Consider the following 16,978-nt stretch of genomic DNA (forward strand, 5'->3'; position numbering starts at 1 on the left):
CCTACAGATTTTTCACCCTCTTCAAGCCTCCCGTAGGGCTTGCCCGCGAAGAGGCCGGCACTGACAGCACAAGTCTCAATGCTTCATGCCTAGCTCGGCATCATCCATCAGCGCCTTGGCCAGGGCGCTCAGGTAATACGACGCCCAGAGCAGCTGGGGCTTTTCCTCCATGATCCCGGTGATGGTCAGGTCGCGTACGCAGCCCATCAGCTCTGACGCCTGGTCGCGGGCGTGCTGGCATGGGATGCCGGGTTCGATGCAGAACAGCGGGTCGGTCATGCCTTCGCCCTGGTAGAACTTGGTCTTGCCGACGGTGGTGGGGGTGTTGTCTGTGGTCATGGTTTTTCTCCCTGAAAGGGTCGGTGCCTGTGCGGGCCTCTTCGCGGGCAAGCCCGCTCCCACAGGCACGGCGCTGGCTCCAAGACACAGGTGAACCTGTGGGAGCGGGTTTACCCGCGAAAGGGCCCGACCAGGCAACACATGCCTTACGGCCTAATGCAACGTGGGCGCCTGCGCCGGCATCTGCACCTGGATCAACGCCGCTTCGAGCAACACACGCAGCGACTCCATTTCATGCATCGACGCCATCATCAACACGGCAGCCGGCGACCTGGGTTTGAGCTGTACGGCGTGATGGGCCACGGTCAACGCGCACAGGCCGTACTCGGTGGCCTGGATGAGGGTGTCTTCGAGGGAATGAGGGTTGTGGGGTGGATCGGGAACGATCTTTAGCATGGTATGGCTCTCTCAAAATGGGCCACCACCATCTGCTGTCAAACAAAAGGGTGGCAGCTGTACGTGGGTTGACAGACCGGTGAGAGAACCTAACCCGGCGCACACAAGGTGCCCCACGCACAACCGCCATAACGCGCAAGCCATGCGCAAGGTTCTCAGCGGCCTGTCAAAGCCGATCGCTGCATTCGCAACGACCGCCCGAGACTAGTGACCAACCCAAAGCACCGCAATGGCTTGTAAGGGGGCAGAAGTATGTTTGGGAAATGGACTACATGGAATAGGGGAAGTCTCGGGATTTGCGTAGGAAACGCGACGGAGGTAACCCTTGGATCCAGCGCTTCCAGGTCCATAGCTACGATCGCATGAGGGCGTCCAGGCGCAGGGCGAAAGCCTTGCAGCGCCTGTGAGATCGAGCGCCGCCCGCGCGGCGCATCGCGACGCAAGGCCGCTCCTACATCTGTTTCGGGCCAATGAGTCCTGTGAAAGTACCGCTGCCCGCCTTGGCGCATGTCTCAAGACTGGTGGGGCGGCAGTGGTGCCCACGCTGAAACCGCGTCGTGCCAACAAGGCGGACCAGGTAATGGCACAGGATTGACTGGCCCGAAACAAATGTAGGAGCGGCCTTGCGTCGCGATGCGCCGCGCGGGCGGCGCTCGATCTCATAGGCGCTGAAGAACTTTCGGCGAACACCTGGCAGCCCTCACCCAATCCTCTCCGAAAACGCTGCCTTCTAAAGTCATATCACCCAAACCAATTAACCTGTCCCCTGCCCTATCACCTTGCCTAGACTCGCTGCATCCCGAACCAGGAATGCCGCCATGTCCGAGCAACTCCTCAGCCCCCGCAACCTCGCCTTCGAACTTTACGAAGTCCTCGACGCCGAGGCCCTGACCCAGCGCCCGCGCTTCGCCGAGCACAGCCGCGAGACCTTCGACGCGGCGCTGACCACCGCCCGCACCATTGCCGAAAAGTACTTCGCCCCGCACAACCGCAAGGGCGATGAAAACGAGCCGCGCTACGTGAACGGCCGTGCCGAGCTGATCCCTGAGGTGAAACCGGCCGTAGACGCCTTCCTCGAAGCAGGCTTTCTCAACGCCAACCGCGACTTCGAAGTCGGCGGCATGCAACTGCCCAGCCTGGTATCGCAAGCCTGCTTCGCCCACTTCCAAGCCGCCAACGCTGGCACCACGGCCTACCCGTTCCTGACCATGGGCGCGGCCAACCTGATCGAGAGCTTCGGCAGCGACGAACAGCAACGCCTGTTCCTGCAACCGATGATCGAGGGCCGCTACTTCGGCACCATGGCCCTGACCGAGCCCCATGCCGGCTCGTCGCTGGCCGACATCCGCACCCGCGCCGAACCCGCAGGCGACGGCACCTACCGGCTCAAGGGCAACAAGATCTTCATCTCCGGCGGCGACCACGAGCTTTCGGAGAACATCGTGCACATGGTCCTGGCCAAGCTGCCGGACGCGCCGCCCGGGGTGAAGGGCATCTCGCTGTTCATCGTGCCCAAGTACCTGGTCAACGCCGACGGCAGCCTGGGGCCGCGCAACGATGTACTGCTGGCCGGACTGTTCCACAAGATGGGCTGGCGCGGCACCACCTCCACCGCGCTGAACTTCGGCGACAACGGCCAGTGCGTCGGCTACCTGGTGGGCCAGCCGCACCAGGGCCTGGCCTGCATGTTCCAGATGATGAACGAGGCGCGCATCGGCGTCGGCATGGGCGCGGTGATGCTGGGCTACGCCGGTTACCTCTATTCGCTGGAGTACGCCCGCCAACGTCCCCAGGGCCGCCTGCCGGACAACAAGGACCCGCACAGCCCCGCCGTGCCGATCATCGAGCACAGCGATGTGAAGCGCATGTTGCTGGCACAGAAGGCCTACGTGGAGGGCGCTTTCGATCTTGGCCTGTACGCGGCCCGGCTGTTCGATGACACCCACACCGCCGCGGATGCAGATGTACGCCGGCAAGCCCTTGAACTGCTCGACCTGCTCACCCCTATCGTCAAGTCCTGGCCTTCGGCGTTCTGCCTGAAAGCCAACGAACTGGCGATCCAGATCCTTGGCGGCCACGGCTACACCCGCGAGTACCCGGTCGAGCAGTACTACCGCGACAACCGCCTCAACCCGATCCACGAAGGCACCGAGGGCATCCAGTCCCTTGACCTGCTCGGACGCAAACTGGCACAGAACAACGGCGCCGGACTCAAGCAACTGATCCGCCTGATGGCCGGCACCTGCGAGCGCGCCAGCCATCACCCGAACCTCGATCCGTTGCGCCAACCCCTGGAACACCTGATCAACCGCCTGCAGAGCGTGACCCTTGCCCTGCTCGGCGACCTGACCGCCGGCAAGGTCGCCGGCGCGCTGGCCAACTCGGCACTGTACCTCAAGGTGTTCGGCCACTGCGTGATCGGCTGGCGTTGGCTGGAACAGGCCATCCATGCCGAGGTCGGCCTGCTCAAGGGCAGCGATCGCGACTTCTACCTGGGCAAGTTCCAGGCCGCGCGTTATTTCCTCACCTGGGAAGTGCCGGGCTGCCATAATGACCTCGCTTTGCTCGAGGCCCGCGACGATACGTGCCTTGCCATGCAAGACGGGTGGTTCTAATGGAGCAGTCACGGTCAAAACAGAGGTATCCCTATCCACGATGGATACCCCGGCAAGTCAGTAATTTCTCAAAAACTCATAACGTTCCTATCCTTATTGCCCAAAACAGGACTACTAGCCAGCCAAGGTCAGGCAGCATCGAGGTTGCGTAATTTCCTTTCATTAAAGAACCATAGACTCCAGACTTTCGCCAACTCAGAAGCAACCACGAGCAAAAAAAATGTGACGGACGCTCTTGAAAAGTGAGAGCCCAAATAAATAAATAGCACTGAGGCTGATGGTAAAAGCAGAAACAACCTAAATGGCAGCTGCAACCAGACCAGTCGCCGCCCCCATCTGCTTCCACGCAAAAGCAATACACAACTTGCGAACACCGATAACTGCAGCCCCCATCCAAACGCCATAAGCACTGCCGCGTAGCCACCATGATCTTCAATTATATTTAATGCGCTTAGTGCATCCGTATAAAAAGGGAAATCACCCTGTAGTAGTTCTCTCACAATGTAGTTCAGTATATAAATAGCGTCCAGTCCGCCCCACCCCCACCAAACGTACTTGCTTGCCATGTCCTTATTCATTTACTCCCTCAACTCGAAGATTACATTAGGTGTCGCAGGCACCCAATGCCAGGACTGCCCTGTTATTGCCCAATGGTCATCGGAACCCACATACTTTTGAGCGGTCTTTTTCAAGTCACCGTAGCGATGAATAGCCGAACGAGACTCAAAATGCATCTCATCTGCGCTCAATCGCACCCATTCATGTATCAGAGTACGGCTTGTATTTGCCCAGTCCTTACCCTCCGAAAAAATAACACTCCCTTCATTGGCGATCGTGCCACTCCTATTTGCAATAATAGCTAACGTATTCCGGAAGGCATCATGGTCTATTTCTTTTAACACCCATTTCCCAGCCCCTGCATCCACTATCTTTTGCGACGCAGACTTACCAATTTCTGACGGCTCCTCCCTTACGCCTCCCACAAAGCGGTCTTTCCCGAGAGAGGGCTGTTCAGACCAAAATTCAACACCGCTAGGCGTAAAAGGACTAAACGGCCTTGAGCAAACCAGCAACCAGTCCGCGTCACTCACTTTTTTCAAAATAGCGTTCTTGGGATATTCGCGTAGGCAGTTCTGAATCGAGGAGCCACATTCGTGGATCAATTCAATTAATCCTGGCAAGTCATAAGGCCTGAACAGGGCGCCAGCCACCTCAGAAACGGCAAAAAAAGGCTTTTCGAAACTGCCCGGACGATATTTTCTTGCTTCTTTACGGGGAATAAGACGCTTCACATGGGCACCATGTTGATTAAAAAGCCATCAAACCCGCCACATCCACAAAAAGCCCGCCGTCTAATTCTTGATCTTTTGTAGGAATTTTCTCTTGCAGGCGAGCTGCGTCGGTGTCAGCGATATCGGCAAGCTCCAGGCCGCGCGTTATTTCCTCACCTGGGAAGTGCCGGGCTGCCATAATGACCTCGCGTTGCTCGAGGCCCGCGACGACACCTGCCTCGCGATGCAAGAGGGGTGGTTCTAGGGGGAACCACCGCACACACGGAGGTTTCCGATGTTCGACTCCAGCACCCTGCTGCGCCAGCGCTTCGCCGCGCTGCGCAGCACGGCCGAACTGTTCTCGCTTCGCCATGTGAAGCAATCGCACCAGTCACTGTCGGTACGGCGCAACGTCGCCGAGCCGCCCTTCTTCAGCCAGGATGAAGGCGCCATGCTCACCGTGCGGGTGAATGGCGTCGAGGCCTACGCGGCCACCGCCGACCTGTCCCAGGCTGGCCTGCAACGCGCCCTGGAACAAGCCGAGACACTGGCCCGACGGATCAAGGCCAGCAGCCTGCTCGACCTGAGCGACCAGCCAGCCCCAAGCGAGCGCCACGACCATGTCTCGCCCCACTTCGAGCAGCCCCTGCCCAACCTTGCAGACTGCCTGGACCTGCTGGCCGCCGAATCGGCCAGCGTGCCCAAGGACGAACGCCTGGTGGACTGGCAGGCCAGCCTGGGCATCAGTGTGGTCGAGCAGACTTACCTGAACTCCGCCGGCGCCGAGCTGCGCCATGCCCAGCGCTTCGTCTACCCGGGCCTGGGCGTCACCGCCAGCGACGGCCAGGACAGCCAGAGCCGCAGCCTGGGCCGGGAGAACTTCGGCCAGCAGGGCGGCTTCGAGGTGATCGAGCGCTGCGGTCTGGTCGGCGCGGCCCGCCGGGTGGCCGATGAGGCGCTGCAACTGCTGCTGGCGCCCAACACGCCGAGCGGCCGCCGCGACCTGCTGCTGATGCCCGACCAGATGATGCTGCAGATCCACGAGTCCATCGGTCACCCGCTGGAGCTGGACCGAATCCTCGGCGATGAGCGCAACTACGCCGGTACCAGCTTCGTCAAAGCCAGCGACTTCGGCCATCTGCAATACGGCTCGAAGCTGCTCAACGTGACCTTCGACCCGACTATTCGCGAGGAACTGGCCAGCTACAGCTTCGATGACGACGGCACCCCGGCCAGCAAGCAGTTCCTGATCCGCGACGGCCTGCTGGTGCGCCCCCTGGGCGGCGCCCTGTCGCAGCAGCGTTCAGGCCTGGACGGCGTGGCCAACAGCCGCGCCTGCGGCTGGAACCGCGCGCCGATCGACCGCATGGCCAACCTCAATGTCGAGCCAGGCGACCAGTCGCTTGAGCAACTTGTCAGTGGCATTGAGCACGGCATCCTGATGCGCACCAACCGCTCCTGGTCGATCGACGATGCGCGCAACAAGTTCCAGTTTGGCTGCGAGTGGGGACAGTTGATCGAAAACGGCGAGCTCAAGGGCGTGGTGAAGAACCCGAACTACCGGGGCATCTCCGCCGACTTCTGGCGCAACCTCTCGGCCGTGGGCGACAGCAGCACCTTCCAGGTACTCGGCACACCCAACTGCGGCAAGGGCGAGCCCAACCAGGTGGTGCGCGTCGGCCATGCCTCGCCGGCCTGCGTGTTCCGCCAGATCGACGTATTCGGGGGAGACGCCTGATGGGCAGCCTGTACCAGCAACGCTTCGCAAACCTGCTCGACAGCCTGAACGCCGCCGTGCAAGCGGGCGAGCAGTTCACCCTCGGCTACAGCGCCGAACATTCGCAGTTCGTGCGCTTCAACCATGCCAAGGTGCGCCAGGCCGGGCTGGTCAGCCAGGCCAGCGTGCACCTGCGGCTAGTGCGCGAAGGGCGCCAGGCCGAGCAGCAGATCACCCTGGGCGACGATGCCGAGCTCGACCAGCGGCGTCTGCACGACGCCCTGGCGCAATTGCGCCAGACCTTGCCATTGCTGGCGGTGGATCCCTACCTGAACCTCGATGACAGCGCCTGGCACAGCCATAGCCTGCTGGAGCAGCCATTGCCCGAGCTGGACGAAGTGCTGGCCCTGGTCGAGCGCGAAGCCGCTGACCTGGACCTGGTCGGCATCTATGCCGCCGGCCCCATCTGCCGGGGCTTCGCCAGTTCCTTCGGGGCCTTCGGCTGGCACCAGGCCAACAGCTTCAACTTCGACTGGAGCCTGTTCCACGCCAACGGCCAGGCGGTCAAGGCCAACTATGCCGGACAGGCCTGGAGCGCCGAGGCCTTCGCCGCGCGCCTGCGCCAGGCCCGCGAACAGCTGGCGCACCTCGGGCGCCCGGCCATCACCCTCGAGCCCGGCAGCTACCGCGCCTACCTGGCGCCGGCGGCGATGGACGAGATTGCCGGCATGCTCTGCTGGGGCGGTTTCTCCGCGCAGGCCCTGGCCACCGGCAACAGCCCGCTGCAGCGCCTGTACAGCGGCGACGCGCAACTGAGCCCGCAGGTGAGCTTCAGCGAGCAGATCAGCGGTTCGCTCAGCCCGGCGTTCTCCGACGAAGGCTCGCCCCGCCGCGACCTGCTGCTGATCGGTGAAGGGCGTGGCCTGGAGCGGCTGGTGAGCGCGCGCAGCGCCGCCGAGTTCAAGCTCGTGGCCAACGGCGCCGACAGCCACGAATCGCCCTGCGCGCTGAGCCTGGCGCCGGGCAATCTGCCCAACGCACAGATCCTCGAGCGCCTCGGCACTGGCCTGTACATCAGCAACCTCTGGTACCTGAACTATTCGGACCTGCCAGCAGCACGCATGACCGGGCTGACCCGCTTCGCCACTTTCTGGGTGGAGAACGGGCAGATCCAAGGGCCGGTGAGCACCATGCGTTTCGACGATAGCCTGTACAACCTGCTGGGCAGCCAGCTGGAGGACCTGACCCAGGAGCGCGAGATGATCCTCTCGACCAGCACCTACGGGCAGCGCAGCACCGGGTCGAGCCATCTGCCAGGGGCGTTGGTCAAAGGGCTGACCCTGACATTGTGATCGACAGGATAGGCCCCTTCGCGGGCAAGCCCGCTCCCACAGGTTTGGGCCCCCCCAGGGAGTTGGGCACCAACCCAACCCTGGGGGTTTACCGATAACCCTGTGGGAGCGGGCTTGCCCGCGAAGGGGCCCGCACAGGCACCACAAGACAGAGAGGTAGCTGATGCCCGACCGTGCCCCGCTGGACCCTGTAACCGCCCGCTGGATCCCCTGGGTGGTGGCCATCGCCTTCTTCATGCAGTCGCTGGACGGCACCATCCTCAACACCGCGCTGCCGGCCATGGCCCGCTCCCTGGCCGAAGACCCACTGCGCATGCAGGGGGTGATCATCGCCTACATGCTCACCGTGGCCCTGCTGATCCCGGCCTCGGGCTGGATCGCCGACCGTTTCGGCACCAAGCGCATCTTCTTCAGCGCCATCCTGCTGTTCAGCTTCGGTTCACTGCTGTGTGCCATGGCCAACAGCCTGGGTTTCCTGATCTTCGCCCGGGTGGTGCAGGGCCTGGGCGGGGCGCTGATGCTGCCGGTAGGCCGGCTGGTAGTGCTGCGCGCCTACCCGCGCAGCGAACTGGTGCGCATCATGAGCTTCATCACCATCCCCGGCCTGCTCGGCCCGCTACTCGGCCCAACCCTCGGCGGCTGGCTGGTGGAGATCCTGACCTGGCACTGGATCTTCCTGCTCAACCTGCCGGTGGGCGCCTTGGGCTGCTATGCCGTGTGGAAGTTCATCCCCGACCTGCGCGGCGCCGAACGCACCCGTTTCGATACCCCGGGCTTTTTGCTGTTCGGCGCGGCGATGGTGCTGATCACCATCGCCATGGAGGGCCTGGGCGAACTGCACCTGCCGCACCTGCGGGTGATGCTGTTGCTGTTCGCCGGCATGGCCTGCCTGGCCGCCTATTGGCTGCGCGCCGGGCGTGATCCGGAGCCTTTGTTCTCACCCTCGCTGTTCCGCGTACGCACATTCGCCATCGGCATTCTCGGCAACCTGTTCGCCCGCCTGGGCAGTGGTGCCCTGCCCTTCCTCGTGCCCTTGCTGTTGCAGGTGGCGCTGGGCTATTCGCCGGCCCAGGCCGGCATGAGCATGATCCCGCTGGCGGCGGCGGCGATGCTCGCCAAATCCATCGCCAGGCCGCTGATCGAGCGTCTGGGCTACCGCATCGTGCTGACCGGCAACACCCTGCTGCTGGGTCTGCTGCTGGCCAGCCTGGGGCTGGTAGACGAGCAGACGCCCTATGCCGTGCTGCTGGTGCAACTGGCGCTGCTGGGGGCGGTCAACTCGATGCAGTTCACGGCAATGAACACGGTGACCCTGATCGACCTCGACGATGCCAGCGCCAGCAGCGGCAATAGTCTGCTGTCGGTGGTCGCGCAACTGTCGCTGAGCCTGGGCGTGGCCTGCGCCGGCGCCTTGCTCGGCGGCTTCACCGCGGCCGGCAGCGGCGATGGCGTGGAGAGCACCTTGGGCGCCTTCCAGCTCACCTTCGTCACCATCGGCGTGATGGCCATGCTGGCGGCGGCGATCTTCCTGCAACTAGCGCCGACAGACGGAAGGCGCGCTCGTCGTCCGGAAGAGCACGTCGAGTCGTAGGGCGAATGGCCATGAGGCTGGTAGACTGTGCGACATTTTTCGCTCCAGCCGCAGGCCCGCCTCGTGACCGTTGAAACCACCGCTTTTGCCACCCTACCGCTGTCCGCCGCCATGCTGGCCAACCTGGACGCCCTGGGCTACGCCTCGATGACACCAATCCAGGCCCAAAGCCTGCCGGTCATCCTCAAGGGCCAGGACCTGATCGCCCAGGCCAAGACCGGTAGCGGCAAGACCGCCGCCTTTGGTATCGGCCTGCTCAACCCGATCAACCCGCGCTACTTCGGCTGCCAGGCGCTGGTGCTGTGCCCGACCCGGGAGCTGGCCGACCAGGTGGCCAAGGAGCTGCGCCGCCTGGCCCGCGCCGAGGACAACATCAAGATCCTCACCCTGTGCGGCGGCGTCTCGCTCGGCCCGCAGATCGCCTCGCTGGAGCACGGCGCGCACATCATCGTCGGCACCCCGGGGCGCATCCAGCAACACCTGGACAAAGGCACCCTGGTGCTCGACGGCCTCAACACCCTGGTCCTGGACGAAGCCGACCGCATGCTCGACATGGGCTTCTTCGACGCTATCGCCAGCATCATCCGCAAGACCCCGTCGCGCCGCCAGACCCTGCTGTTCTCCGCCACCTACCCGGCCGGTATCGAGCAACTGGCCAAGGACTTCATGCGCCAGCCGCAGCAGGTCAAGGTCGAGGCGCTGCACAGCGACAGCCAGATCGAACAGCGCTTCATCGAGATCGACCCGCAGCAACGTCTTGAGGCCGTGACCCGCGTGCTCGGCCACTACCGCCCGCAGTCCTGCGTGGCGTTCTGCTTCACCAAGCAGCAGTGCGAGGACCTGGTCACCCACCTGACCGCCAAGGGCATCGTCGCCCAGGCCCTGCACGGCGATCTCGAACAGCGTGACCGCGACCAGGTGCTGACGATGTTCGCCAACCGCAGCAGCTCGGTGCTGGTGGCCACCGACGTGGCCGCCCGCGGCCTGGACATCGACGGCCTGGACCTGGTGATCAACGTCGAGCTGGCCCGTGACGCCGAGATCCACGTGCACCGCGTCGGCCGTACCGGCCGCGCCGGCGAGAAAGGCGTGGCGATCAGCCTGGTGGCCCCGGCCGAAGGCCACCGCGCCCAGGCCATCGAAGACCTGCAGAACAAGCCGCTGCGCTGGGAACAGCTGGACAACCTCAAGAGCAAGGGCGGCGAGCCACTGCTGCCGGCGATGACCACCCTGTGCATCGGCGCCGGGCGCAAGGACAAGCTGCGTCCGGGGGATATCCTTGGCGCGCTGACCGGCGACGCCGGGCTGCCGGGCAAGCAGGTGGGCAAGATCGCCATCTTCGACTTCGTGGCGTTCGTGGCCGTGGAGCGGGCGGTGGCCAAGCAGGCCATGCAGCGGCTGAACAGCGGCAAGATCAAGGGTCGCGCCCTGAAAGTCCGTATCGTCTAAAGGCTTGGCAAAAGATCCCTGTGGGAGCGGGTTCACCCGCGAATACGATGGTGCGGCCACTACCGTATTCGCGGGTAAACCCGCTCCCACAGGGGCCGATGCTCCATTCATAAAAGGTTTACCACCGTGCACTCCACCGACGTGATCATCCTCGGCGCCGGCGCCGCCGGCCTGATGTGCGCCCAGCTCAGCGCACGCCGCGGGCGCCGGGTACTGTTGCTCGACCACGCCAACAAACCGGGCAAGAAGATCCTCATGTCCGGCGGCGGGCGTTGCAACTTCACCAACATGTACACCGAGCCGGCCAACTTCCTCTCGCACAACCCGCACTTCTGCAAGTCGGCGCTGGCCCGCTACACCCAGTGGGACTTCATCGAGCTGGTGTGCAAGCACGGCGTGCCGTACCACGAGAAGAAGCTCGGCCAGCTGTTCTGCGACAACAAGTCCAGCGACATCCTCGACATGCTCCTGGCCGAGTGCGACGAAGCCGGCGCCGAGCTGCGCATGAACACCAGCATCGAACAGATCGAGAAGACCGAGGCCGGCTACACCCTGCAGACCAGCGCCGGCCCATTTGCCTGCCAGTCGCTGGTGATCGCCACCGGCGGCCTGTCGATCCCGACCCTGGGCGCCACCGGCTTTGGCTACCAGGTCGCCCGGCAGTTCGGTCACGAACTATTGCCGACCCGCGCCGGGCTGGTGCCGTTCACCATCACCGAGCCCCAGCTCAAGGCGCTGTGCACTGAATTGTCGGGCACATCACTGGACTGCGTGGCCAGCTGCAATGGCACGAGCTTCCGCGAGAACCTGTTGTTCACCCACCGCGGCCTGAGCGGCCCGGCAATCCTGCAGATCTCGTCATTCTGGGAAGCCGGCGACACGGTGGAGATCAACCTGCTGCCCGACCGCGATGCGCTGGAGTGGCTGCAAGGCCAGCAGGTCGAACGCCCCAACAGCGAGCTGAAGACCGTGCTGGGCGAGGTGTTCACCCGCAAGCTGGCCAACCTGCTGGCCGAGCAGTGGTTCGTTTCGAAACCACTGAAGCAGTACACCCCGGCAGAATTGACCCAGATCGCCGAGAAACTGTCGGCCTGGCAGGTGGTACCCGCAGGCACCGAGGGCTATCGCACCGCCGAGGTGACCCTGGGCGGCGTGGATACCCGCGAGGTGTCGTCCAAGACCATGGAATCGCTGAAAAGCCCCGGTCTGTACTTCATCGGCGAGGTGCTCGACGTGAGCGGGCACCTGGGCGGTTTCAACTTCCAGTGGGCCTGGGCTTCGGCCAACGCGGCGGCGCAGTTCGTGTAGAGTAGAATCCATTCAGCAGCACGGAACGCTTCTTGCTGGTCTGTGCTTGGGGCTGTCATTTTTGGGGCTGCTGCGCAGCCCTTTCGCGGCACAAGGCCGCTCCTACAGAGGGACGCGATCTCCTGTAGGAGCGGCCTTGTGCCGCGAAAGGGCCGCAAAGCGGCCCCAACGGCCCCGCTAGGTATCCATTCGAACACAGCCCAGGGCCATCATGTCATCGAGCTCGTTCCGCCATTCACTGCGTCGCCTGTGGGGCCAAGACAAGTTCAGCTACGCCATCCGTGTGACCATCGCCCTCACCGGCAGCATGGCCTGGTGCTGGTACCAGAACGAGATGAGCCTGCTCATCCCGCTGTTCCTCGGCATCATCGCCAGTGCCCTGGCCGAAACCGACGATGGCTGGCAGGGCCGGCTCAGCGCCCTGGCCGTGACCCTGGTGTGCTTCGCCATCGCCGCGCTGTCGGTGGAGCTGCTGTTCCCCTACCCCTGGATCTTCGCCGCTGCCCTGGCCCTGGCGGCTTTCGGCCTGACCATGCTCGGCGCCCTGGGCGAGCGCTACGGGGCGATCGCCTCGGCCACGCTGATTCTCTCGGTGTACACCATGATCGGTGTCGACCAGCGCGGCGGCCAGGTCAGCGACTTCTGGCACGAACCCTTGCTGCTGGTGGCCGGGGCGGCCTGGTACGGGCTGCTGTCGGTGTTGTGGCAGGCGCTGTTTTCCAACCAGCCGGTGCAGCAGAGCCTGGCCAAGCTGTTCTTCGAGCTGGGCAGCTACCTCAAGCTTAAGGCCAGCCTGTTCGAGCCGGTACGCACCCTCGATGTCGAGGCCACGCGCCTGGAACTGGCCAAGCAGAACGGCAAGGTGGTGGCCGCGCTCAACGCTGCCAAGGAAATCATCCTGCACCGGGTCGGCAACAGCCAGCCCAACTCCAAGGTCAGCCGCTACCTCAAGCTGTACTTCCTGGCCCAGGACATCCATGAGCGGGTCAGCGCCTCGCATTACCCCTACAACGCGCTGACCGACGCCTTCTTCCACAGCGACGTGATGTTCCGCTGCCAACGCCTGCTGCGCAAACAAGGCTCGTCGTGCCAGGAGCTGGCCCGCTCGATCCGCCTGCGCCAACCGTTCGTGCTCGCCAGCGGCTACCCCGAAGCCCTGGAAGACCTCAATGCCTCGCTCGAGCACCTGCGCATCCAGAGCAACCCGGCCTGGCGCGGCCTGCTGCGCTCATTGCGGGCGCTGGCCGCCAACCTGGCCACCCTCGACCGGCTGCTCAGCGCCGCGAGCAATCCCGACAGCCTGGCCGATGCCAGCGACAGCAGCCTGCTCGACCGCTCGCCACGCAACCTCAAGGATGTGTGGAAACGCCTGCGTACCCAGCTGACACCCACCTCGCTGCTGTTCCGCCATGCCCTGCGCCTGTCGCTGGCGCTGTCGGTGGGCTACGGCATGGTGCACCTGATCCACCCGACCCAGGGCTACTGGATCATCCTCACCACGCTGTTCGTCTGCCAGCCCAACTATGGCGCGACCCGACGCAAACTGGTGCAGCGGATCTTCGGCACCGCCATCGGCCTGACCGTGGGGTGGGCGCTGTTCGACCTGTTCCCCAACCCGCTCGTCCAGTCGCTGTTCGCGGTGGTCGCCGGAGTGGTGTTCTTCGTCAACCGCACCACCCGCTACACCCTGGCCACGGCGGCGATCACCCTGATGGTGCTGTTCTGCTTCAATCAGATCGGCGATGGCTACGGCCTGTTCCTGCCGCGCCTGTTCGACACCCTGGTGGGCAGCCTGATCGCTATCCTCGCGGTGTTCCTGTTCCTGCCCGACTGGCAAGGGCGGCGGTTGAACAAGGTGCTGGCCAACACCCTGGCCTGCGCCAGCGAGTACCTACGCCAGATCATGCAGCAGTATGCCCATGGCAAGCGTGACGACCTGGCCTACCGCCTGGCCCGGCGCAACGCGCACAATGCCGATGCGGCGCTGTCGACCACCCTGGCCAACATGCTGATGGAGCCGGGGCATTTCCGTAAGGAAGCCGACGTCGGCTTCCGCTTCCTAGTGCTGTCGCACACCTTGCTCAGCTACCTTTCGGGGTTGGGCGCGCACCGCGACACGGCGCTGCCGGCTGAAGTCCACGAACAGCTCATCGAAGGCGCCGGCAAGACCCTGGCAACGAGCCTCGACGAGATTGCCAACGGCCTCGCGGCGCGGTTACCGGTGGCGATCCACAGCGATGCCGAGGAAGCGCTGGCCAATGCGCTGGAGCAAATGCCCGAGGAGCTGGACGAGCATCAGCGGCTGGTGCAGACGCAGTTGGCGCTGATCTGCCGGCAACTGGGGCCGCTGCGCACCTTGGCCGGGCATTTGATCAAGGAAGGCGAGCCGGCTTGAATTCGTTGTAGGCAGTACCGGCCTCTTCGCGGGCAAACCCGCTCCCACAGATTGGAGCAGTGCCACAGCTCTGTGGGAGCGGGCTTGCCCGCGAAGAGGCCGGTACAGGCAGCCGAAATTAGAAGCCATGCTGGCGCAGCAGCCGGTCGTAGCTGCCATCGGCCTTCATCTGGGCAATCGCCTTTTCGAAGCGAGCGACGATCTTGCGGTGCTCCGGGTGCTTGAGGCTGACCAGGATGTGCAGGCTGTTCTCGCTCAGCGGCGGGTCGACGAAAGCCACTCCTTCCCGCACTGGCTGTGGCTCACGCTGCAGGTTGTAGCGCGCCACGTACTCATCCTCCACCGCCAGGTTGACCCGCCCGGCCGCCAGCATGCGCACCGCCGACGAAAAGCTGCGCACCGGCACCTTGTTCAGGCGTTCGTCGCTGTCGAACTCGGGTGAGTAGGCATAATCGCGCACCACCGCGATGGTGTAGGGATACAAGTCGGCCTGACGCTGGTAGGTGAAAGCCTCGCCCTGGCGCTTGAGCAGGCGGATGCGGTTGACCAGATAGGCACCGGAAAACTGCCCGATGCGCTTGCGCTCATCGTTGTACCAGGCGTTGATCAGCACATCGTAGCGCCCCTCGCCCACGCCCATCAGCGCGCGGGCCCAGGGCACCTCCTCGAACTCGGTGCCATAGCCGGCGCGGTTCAGCGCGGTGGTGACGATGCTGGTGGCCAAGCCACCACCGGGCATGCCGGTGTCGGTGAACGGTGGCCAGTTGTCAGCCACCAAGCGCAACTTGCCATGGGCCAGGGCCGGCCCCGCGCACAACAGTCCCAGTAATCCAAGAACGCAAAGCAGTGGCCGCATGCTCAAATCCTTTCGCAGTTGGGGGCCCACGCTGATGATGGCGATCTCTACTTGCAACCACGATTGCAGATTACACAAGCCGCCTCCTGGCGACAGCGGACGATAGTGTCATTTAGCCTCTATTTTGGCCGAACCTAGTACGGTGGCATTGGCCCTCGTCGGGCTGGGCCGGATTTGCGATGATCGCGGGTCAACCCAAGGAGTCCCTGTCCATGTCCATCGAGTGGATTTGCAAGCACCATACCGACCTCACCAAGGAACAACTCTACGCCATCCTGCAACTGCGCACCGAGGTGTTCGTGGTGGAACAACGCTGCGCCTACCAGGAAGTCGACGGGCTGGACCTGTGCGGCGATACCCTGCACCTGATGGGCTGGGACGGTGAGCGGCTGGTGGCGTACCTGCGCTTGCTCGATCCGCAGGCGCATGAGGGCGAGGTAGTGATCGGACGGGTGGTGACGTCACCAGGGGCACGCGACATGAAACTGGGCCATCCGCTGTTGCTCAAGGGCCTGGAAGCCGCCGGCCATTGCTGGCCTGGCGTATCGATCTACCTGTCGGCGCAGGCGCATTTGCAAGGGTTTTACGCTCGCCATGGTTTCGAAGCGGTCGGCGAGGAATATCTTGAGGACGATATTGCTCACATTGGGATGCGTAAGAGCTGAAGTTGCTGGGGGCGCTGCGCACGCCATCGCGGGCTTGCCCACGAAGCAAGCGACGCGGTTTGGCACCGGCTGCGCCGGTGTTCGCGGCTGAAGCCGCTCCCACAGAGACCGCGCTAGCTTTGGCAGTTGAGCAAGGCAGTTGCTCCCACAGGAAACAGGTGATGACTCTTTTCAGGGATAACCCAGCACTTCGCGCAGCTGGCGCAGGTGCTGGATGATCCACTGCTTGTCGATCGCGCCCCAGTCCCTAATCCGGTAATGCCCGGCATGGTTGCGCGCCCCGGGCTGCTGTTCGAATTCGCAGACGATGTCCAGGTCGGACAGCGCGGCGATGGTGTCCTGGGCCGTGCGCCGGGGCATGCCGGTGGCTTCCATCAGCGCCGGCACACTGGTGGCGGTCTGGCTGTCGATCAGCCAGGCCACGTACAGGCGGCGATAGAAACTGCTGCGGGTCTTGCTCACTTCCGTGGTCATGGGGTGCGTGTCCCTCAGGTGTTGCCCGGCAGCTCCCGATAGGTCAGGTAGACGCGCAGGTCGAATTCCAGTTGATGGTAGTCCGGCTCCATGTGCTGGCAGAGCTGGTAAAACGCCTTGTTGTGATCGCGCTCCTTCAAGTGCGCCAGTTCATGCACCACGATCATGCGCAGGAACTGCGGCGCCGCCTCCTTGAACAGCGAGGCGATGCGGATTTCCTTCTTGGCCTTGAGCTTGCCGCCCTGCACGCGCGACACCGCAGTGTTCAGGCCCAGGGCGCGATGGGTCAGGTCCAGACGGTTGTCGAACAGCACCTTGTCCAGCGGCGGCGCGCTGCGCAGGTATTCCTGCTTGAGCGCCTGGGCATAGCCGTACAGGGCCTTGTCGCTCTGCACGCCATGGCCCTCGGGATAGCGTTGGCGCAGGTAGGCGCCCAGGCGATCGCTGGCGATCATCTGGCGCACCTGCTCCTGGAGGTGGGGCGGATAGGCTTGCAGGTAACGTAGGGCGGTCATGGCGGACTGGTCGGCACAGGAAGACGCGAGTTTAG

15 protein-coding genes and 1 pseudogene are annotated in these 16,978 nt (G+C 63.8%); 9 read left to right on the forward strand and 7 right to left on the reverse strand.

What is annotated here, in order from left to right; translation table 11 throughout:
- Positions 1-75 precede the first annotated feature (75 nt).
- Positions 76-339: a DUF3077 domain-containing protein gene (locus tag HU772_RS22565; RefSeq protein ID WP_050704112.1), complete on the reverse strand. Its 264-nt coding sequence runs from the start codon at positions 337-339 to the stop codon at positions 76-78.
- Between the two features lie 153 nt (positions 340-492).
- Positions 493-735: a hypothetical protein gene (locus HU772_RS22570; RefSeq protein WP_186656234.1), complete on the reverse strand. Its 243-nt coding sequence runs from the start codon at positions 733-735 to the stop codon at positions 493-495.
- An 818-nt stretch (positions 736-1,553) separates the two neighbouring features.
- Between HU772_RS22570 and HU772_RS22575 the strand changes: the two genes are divergently transcribed.
- A complete protein-coding gene (locus tag HU772_RS22575; RefSeq protein WP_186656236.1) occupies positions 1,554-3,350 on the forward strand; it encodes an acyl-CoA dehydrogenase in 1,797 nt (598 codons plus the stop codon).
- A gap of 128 nt (positions 3,351-3,478) precedes the next feature.
- Here the strand turns inward: HU772_RS22575 and HU772_RS22580 are convergent, their stop codons facing one another.
- Both HU772_RS22580 and HU772_RS22585 read right to left on the reverse strand, forming a co-directional pair.
- A complete protein-coding gene (locus HU772_RS22580) occupies positions 3,479-3,928 on the reverse strand; it encodes a hypothetical protein (RefSeq protein WP_186656239.1) in 450 nt (149 codons plus the stop codon).
- Positions 3,929-4,642 carry a hypothetical protein gene (locus HU772_RS22585; protein WP_186656241.1) on the reverse strand — a complete coding sequence of 238 codons (714 nt, stop codon included), beginning with the start codon at positions 4,640-4,642 and terminating at the stop codon, positions 3,929-3,931.
- Between the two features lie 124 nt (positions 4,643-4,766).
- Here HU772_RS22585 and HU772_RS25395 point away from each other — a divergent pair.
- The 7 genes and pseudogenes from HU772_RS25395 to yccS form a co-directional block, all read left to right on the forward strand.
- A pseudogene (locus HU772_RS25395) lies at positions 4,767-4,886 on the forward strand (hypothetical protein); the annotation flags it as partial.
- 30 nt (positions 4,887-4,916) lie between these two features.
- Positions 4,917-6,359 (forward strand): TldD/PmbA family protein, encoded by a 1,443-nt coding sequence (locus tag HU772_RS22595; RefSeq protein WP_186656245.1) that lies wholly within the window; start codon positions 4,917-4,919, stop codon positions 6,357-6,359.
- Entirely contained in the window at positions 6,359-7,690 is a 1,332-nt protein-coding gene (locus tag HU772_RS22600; RefSeq protein WP_186656247.1) for a TldD/PmbA family protein, read from the forward strand. Before HU772_RS22595 ends, HU772_RS22600 begins: the two co-directional genes overlap by 1 nt.
- Before the next feature lie 163 nt (positions 7,691-7,853).
- Positions 7,854-9,281, forward strand: coding sequence for a multidrug transporter subunit MdtD (gene mdtD, locus HU772_RS22605; protein ID WP_186656249.1), 1,428 nt, complete (start codon positions 7,854-7,856; stop codon positions 9,279-9,281).
- A gap of 111 nt (positions 9,282-9,392) precedes the next feature.
- A complete protein-coding gene (gene dbpA / locus HU772_RS22610) occupies positions 9,393-10,730 on the forward strand; it encodes an ATP-dependent RNA helicase DbpA (protein WP_230962665.1) in 1,338 nt (445 codons plus the stop codon).
- A gap of 126 nt (positions 10,731-10,856) precedes the next feature.
- Positions 10,857-12,038: a BaiN/RdsA family NAD(P)/FAD-dependent oxidoreductase gene (locus tag HU772_RS22615; protein WP_186656251.1), complete on the forward strand. Its 1,182-nt coding sequence runs from the start codon at positions 10,857-10,859 to the stop codon at positions 12,036-12,038.
- Between the two features lie 211 nt (positions 12,039-12,249).
- The gene (gene yccS, locus HU772_RS22620; RefSeq protein WP_186656254.1) at positions 12,250-14,433 is read left to right on the forward strand and encodes a YccS family putative transporter; all 2,184 of its coding nucleotides are present in this window, start codon (positions 12,250-12,252) and stop codon (positions 14,431-14,433) included.
- Positions 14,434-14,551: 118 nt separating this feature from the next.
- Here the strand turns inward: yccS and HU772_RS22625 are convergent, their stop codons facing one another.
- Positions 14,552-15,289 (reverse strand): substrate-binding periplasmic protein, encoded by a 738-nt coding sequence (locus HU772_RS22625; RefSeq protein ID WP_186656257.1) that lies wholly within the window; start codon positions 15,287-15,289, stop codon positions 14,552-14,554.
- Positions 15,290-15,501: 212 nt separating this feature from the next.
- On the opposite strand from HU772_RS22625, the gene HU772_RS22630 reads away from it, so the two are divergent.
- Entirely contained in the window at positions 15,502-15,954 is a 453-nt protein-coding gene (locus HU772_RS22630; protein ID WP_186656259.1) for a GNAT family N-acetyltransferase, read from the forward strand.
- Positions 15,955-16,125: 171 nt separating this feature from the next.
- Here the strand turns inward: HU772_RS22630 and HU772_RS22635 are convergent, their stop codons facing one another.
- Positions 16,126-16,428, reverse strand: coding sequence for a winged helix-turn-helix domain-containing protein (locus HU772_RS22635; RefSeq protein ID WP_186656261.1), 303 nt, complete (start codon positions 16,426-16,428; stop codon positions 16,126-16,128).
- A 14-nt stretch (positions 16,429-16,442) separates the two neighbouring features.
- Entirely contained in the window at positions 16,443-16,943 is a 501-nt protein-coding gene (locus HU772_RS22640) for a M48 metallopeptidase family protein (RefSeq protein ID WP_186656263.1), read from the reverse strand.
- Positions 16,944-16,978: the final 35 nt, after the last annotated feature.

This window comes from Pseudomonas xantholysinigenes (assembly GCF_014268885.2).
In the GTDB taxonomy this organism is placed as follows: Bacteria; Pseudomonadota; Gammaproteobacteria; order Pseudomonadales; family Pseudomonadaceae; genus Aquipseudomonas; species Aquipseudomonas xantholysinigenes.

Bases quoted from the DNA above. Each gene is read 5' to 3' on its own strand.
- HU772_RS22575 (WP_186656236.1), top strand. From the start codon at position 1,554: ATGTCCGAGCAACTCCTCAGCCCCCGCAACCTCGCCTTCGAACTTTAC.
- HU772_RS22635 (WP_186656261.1), bottom strand. From the start codon at position 16,428: ATGACCACGGAAGTGAGCAAGACCCGCAGCAGTTTCTATCGCCGCCTG.
- mdtD (WP_186656249.1), top strand. From the start codon at position 7,854: ATGCCCGACCGTGCCCCGCTGGACCCTGTAACCGCCCGCTGGATCCCC.
- HU772_RS22595 (WP_186656245.1), top strand. From the start codon at position 4,917: ATGTTCGACTCCAGCACCCTGCTGCGCCAGCGCTTCGCCGCGCTGCGC.
- yccS (WP_186656254.1), top strand. From the start codon at position 12,250: ATGTCATCGAGCTCGTTCCGCCATTCACTGCGTCGCCTGTGGGGCCAA.
- HU772_RS22580 (WP_186656239.1), bottom strand. From the start codon at position 3,928: ATGAATAAGGACATGGCAAGCAAGTACGTTTGGTGGGGGTGGGGCGGA.
- dbpA (WP_230962665.1), top strand. From the start codon at position 9,393: ATGCTGGCCAACCTGGACGCCCTGGGCTACGCCTCGATGACACCAATC.
- HU772_RS22570 (WP_186656234.1), bottom strand. From the start codon at position 735: ATGCTAAAGATCGTTCCCGATCCACCCCACAACCCTCATTCCCTCGAA.
- HU772_RS22625 (WP_186656257.1), bottom strand. From the start codon at position 15,289: ATGCGGCCACTGCTTTGCGTTCTTGGATTACTGGGACTGTTGTGCGCG.
- HU772_RS22565 (WP_050704112.1), bottom strand. From the start codon at position 339: ATGACCACAGACAACACCCCCACCACCGTCGGCAAGACCAAGTTCTAC.
- HU772_RS22640 (WP_186656263.1), bottom strand. From the start codon at position 16,943: ATGACCGCCCTACGTTACCTGCAAGCCTATCCGCCCCACCTCCAGGAG.
- HU772_RS22600 (WP_186656247.1), top strand. From the start codon at position 6,359: ATGGGCAGCCTGTACCAGCAACGCTTCGCAAACCTGCTCGACAGCCTG.
- HU772_RS22630 (WP_186656259.1), top strand. From the start codon at position 15,502: ATGTCCATCGAGTGGATTTGCAAGCACCATACCGACCTCACCAAGGAA.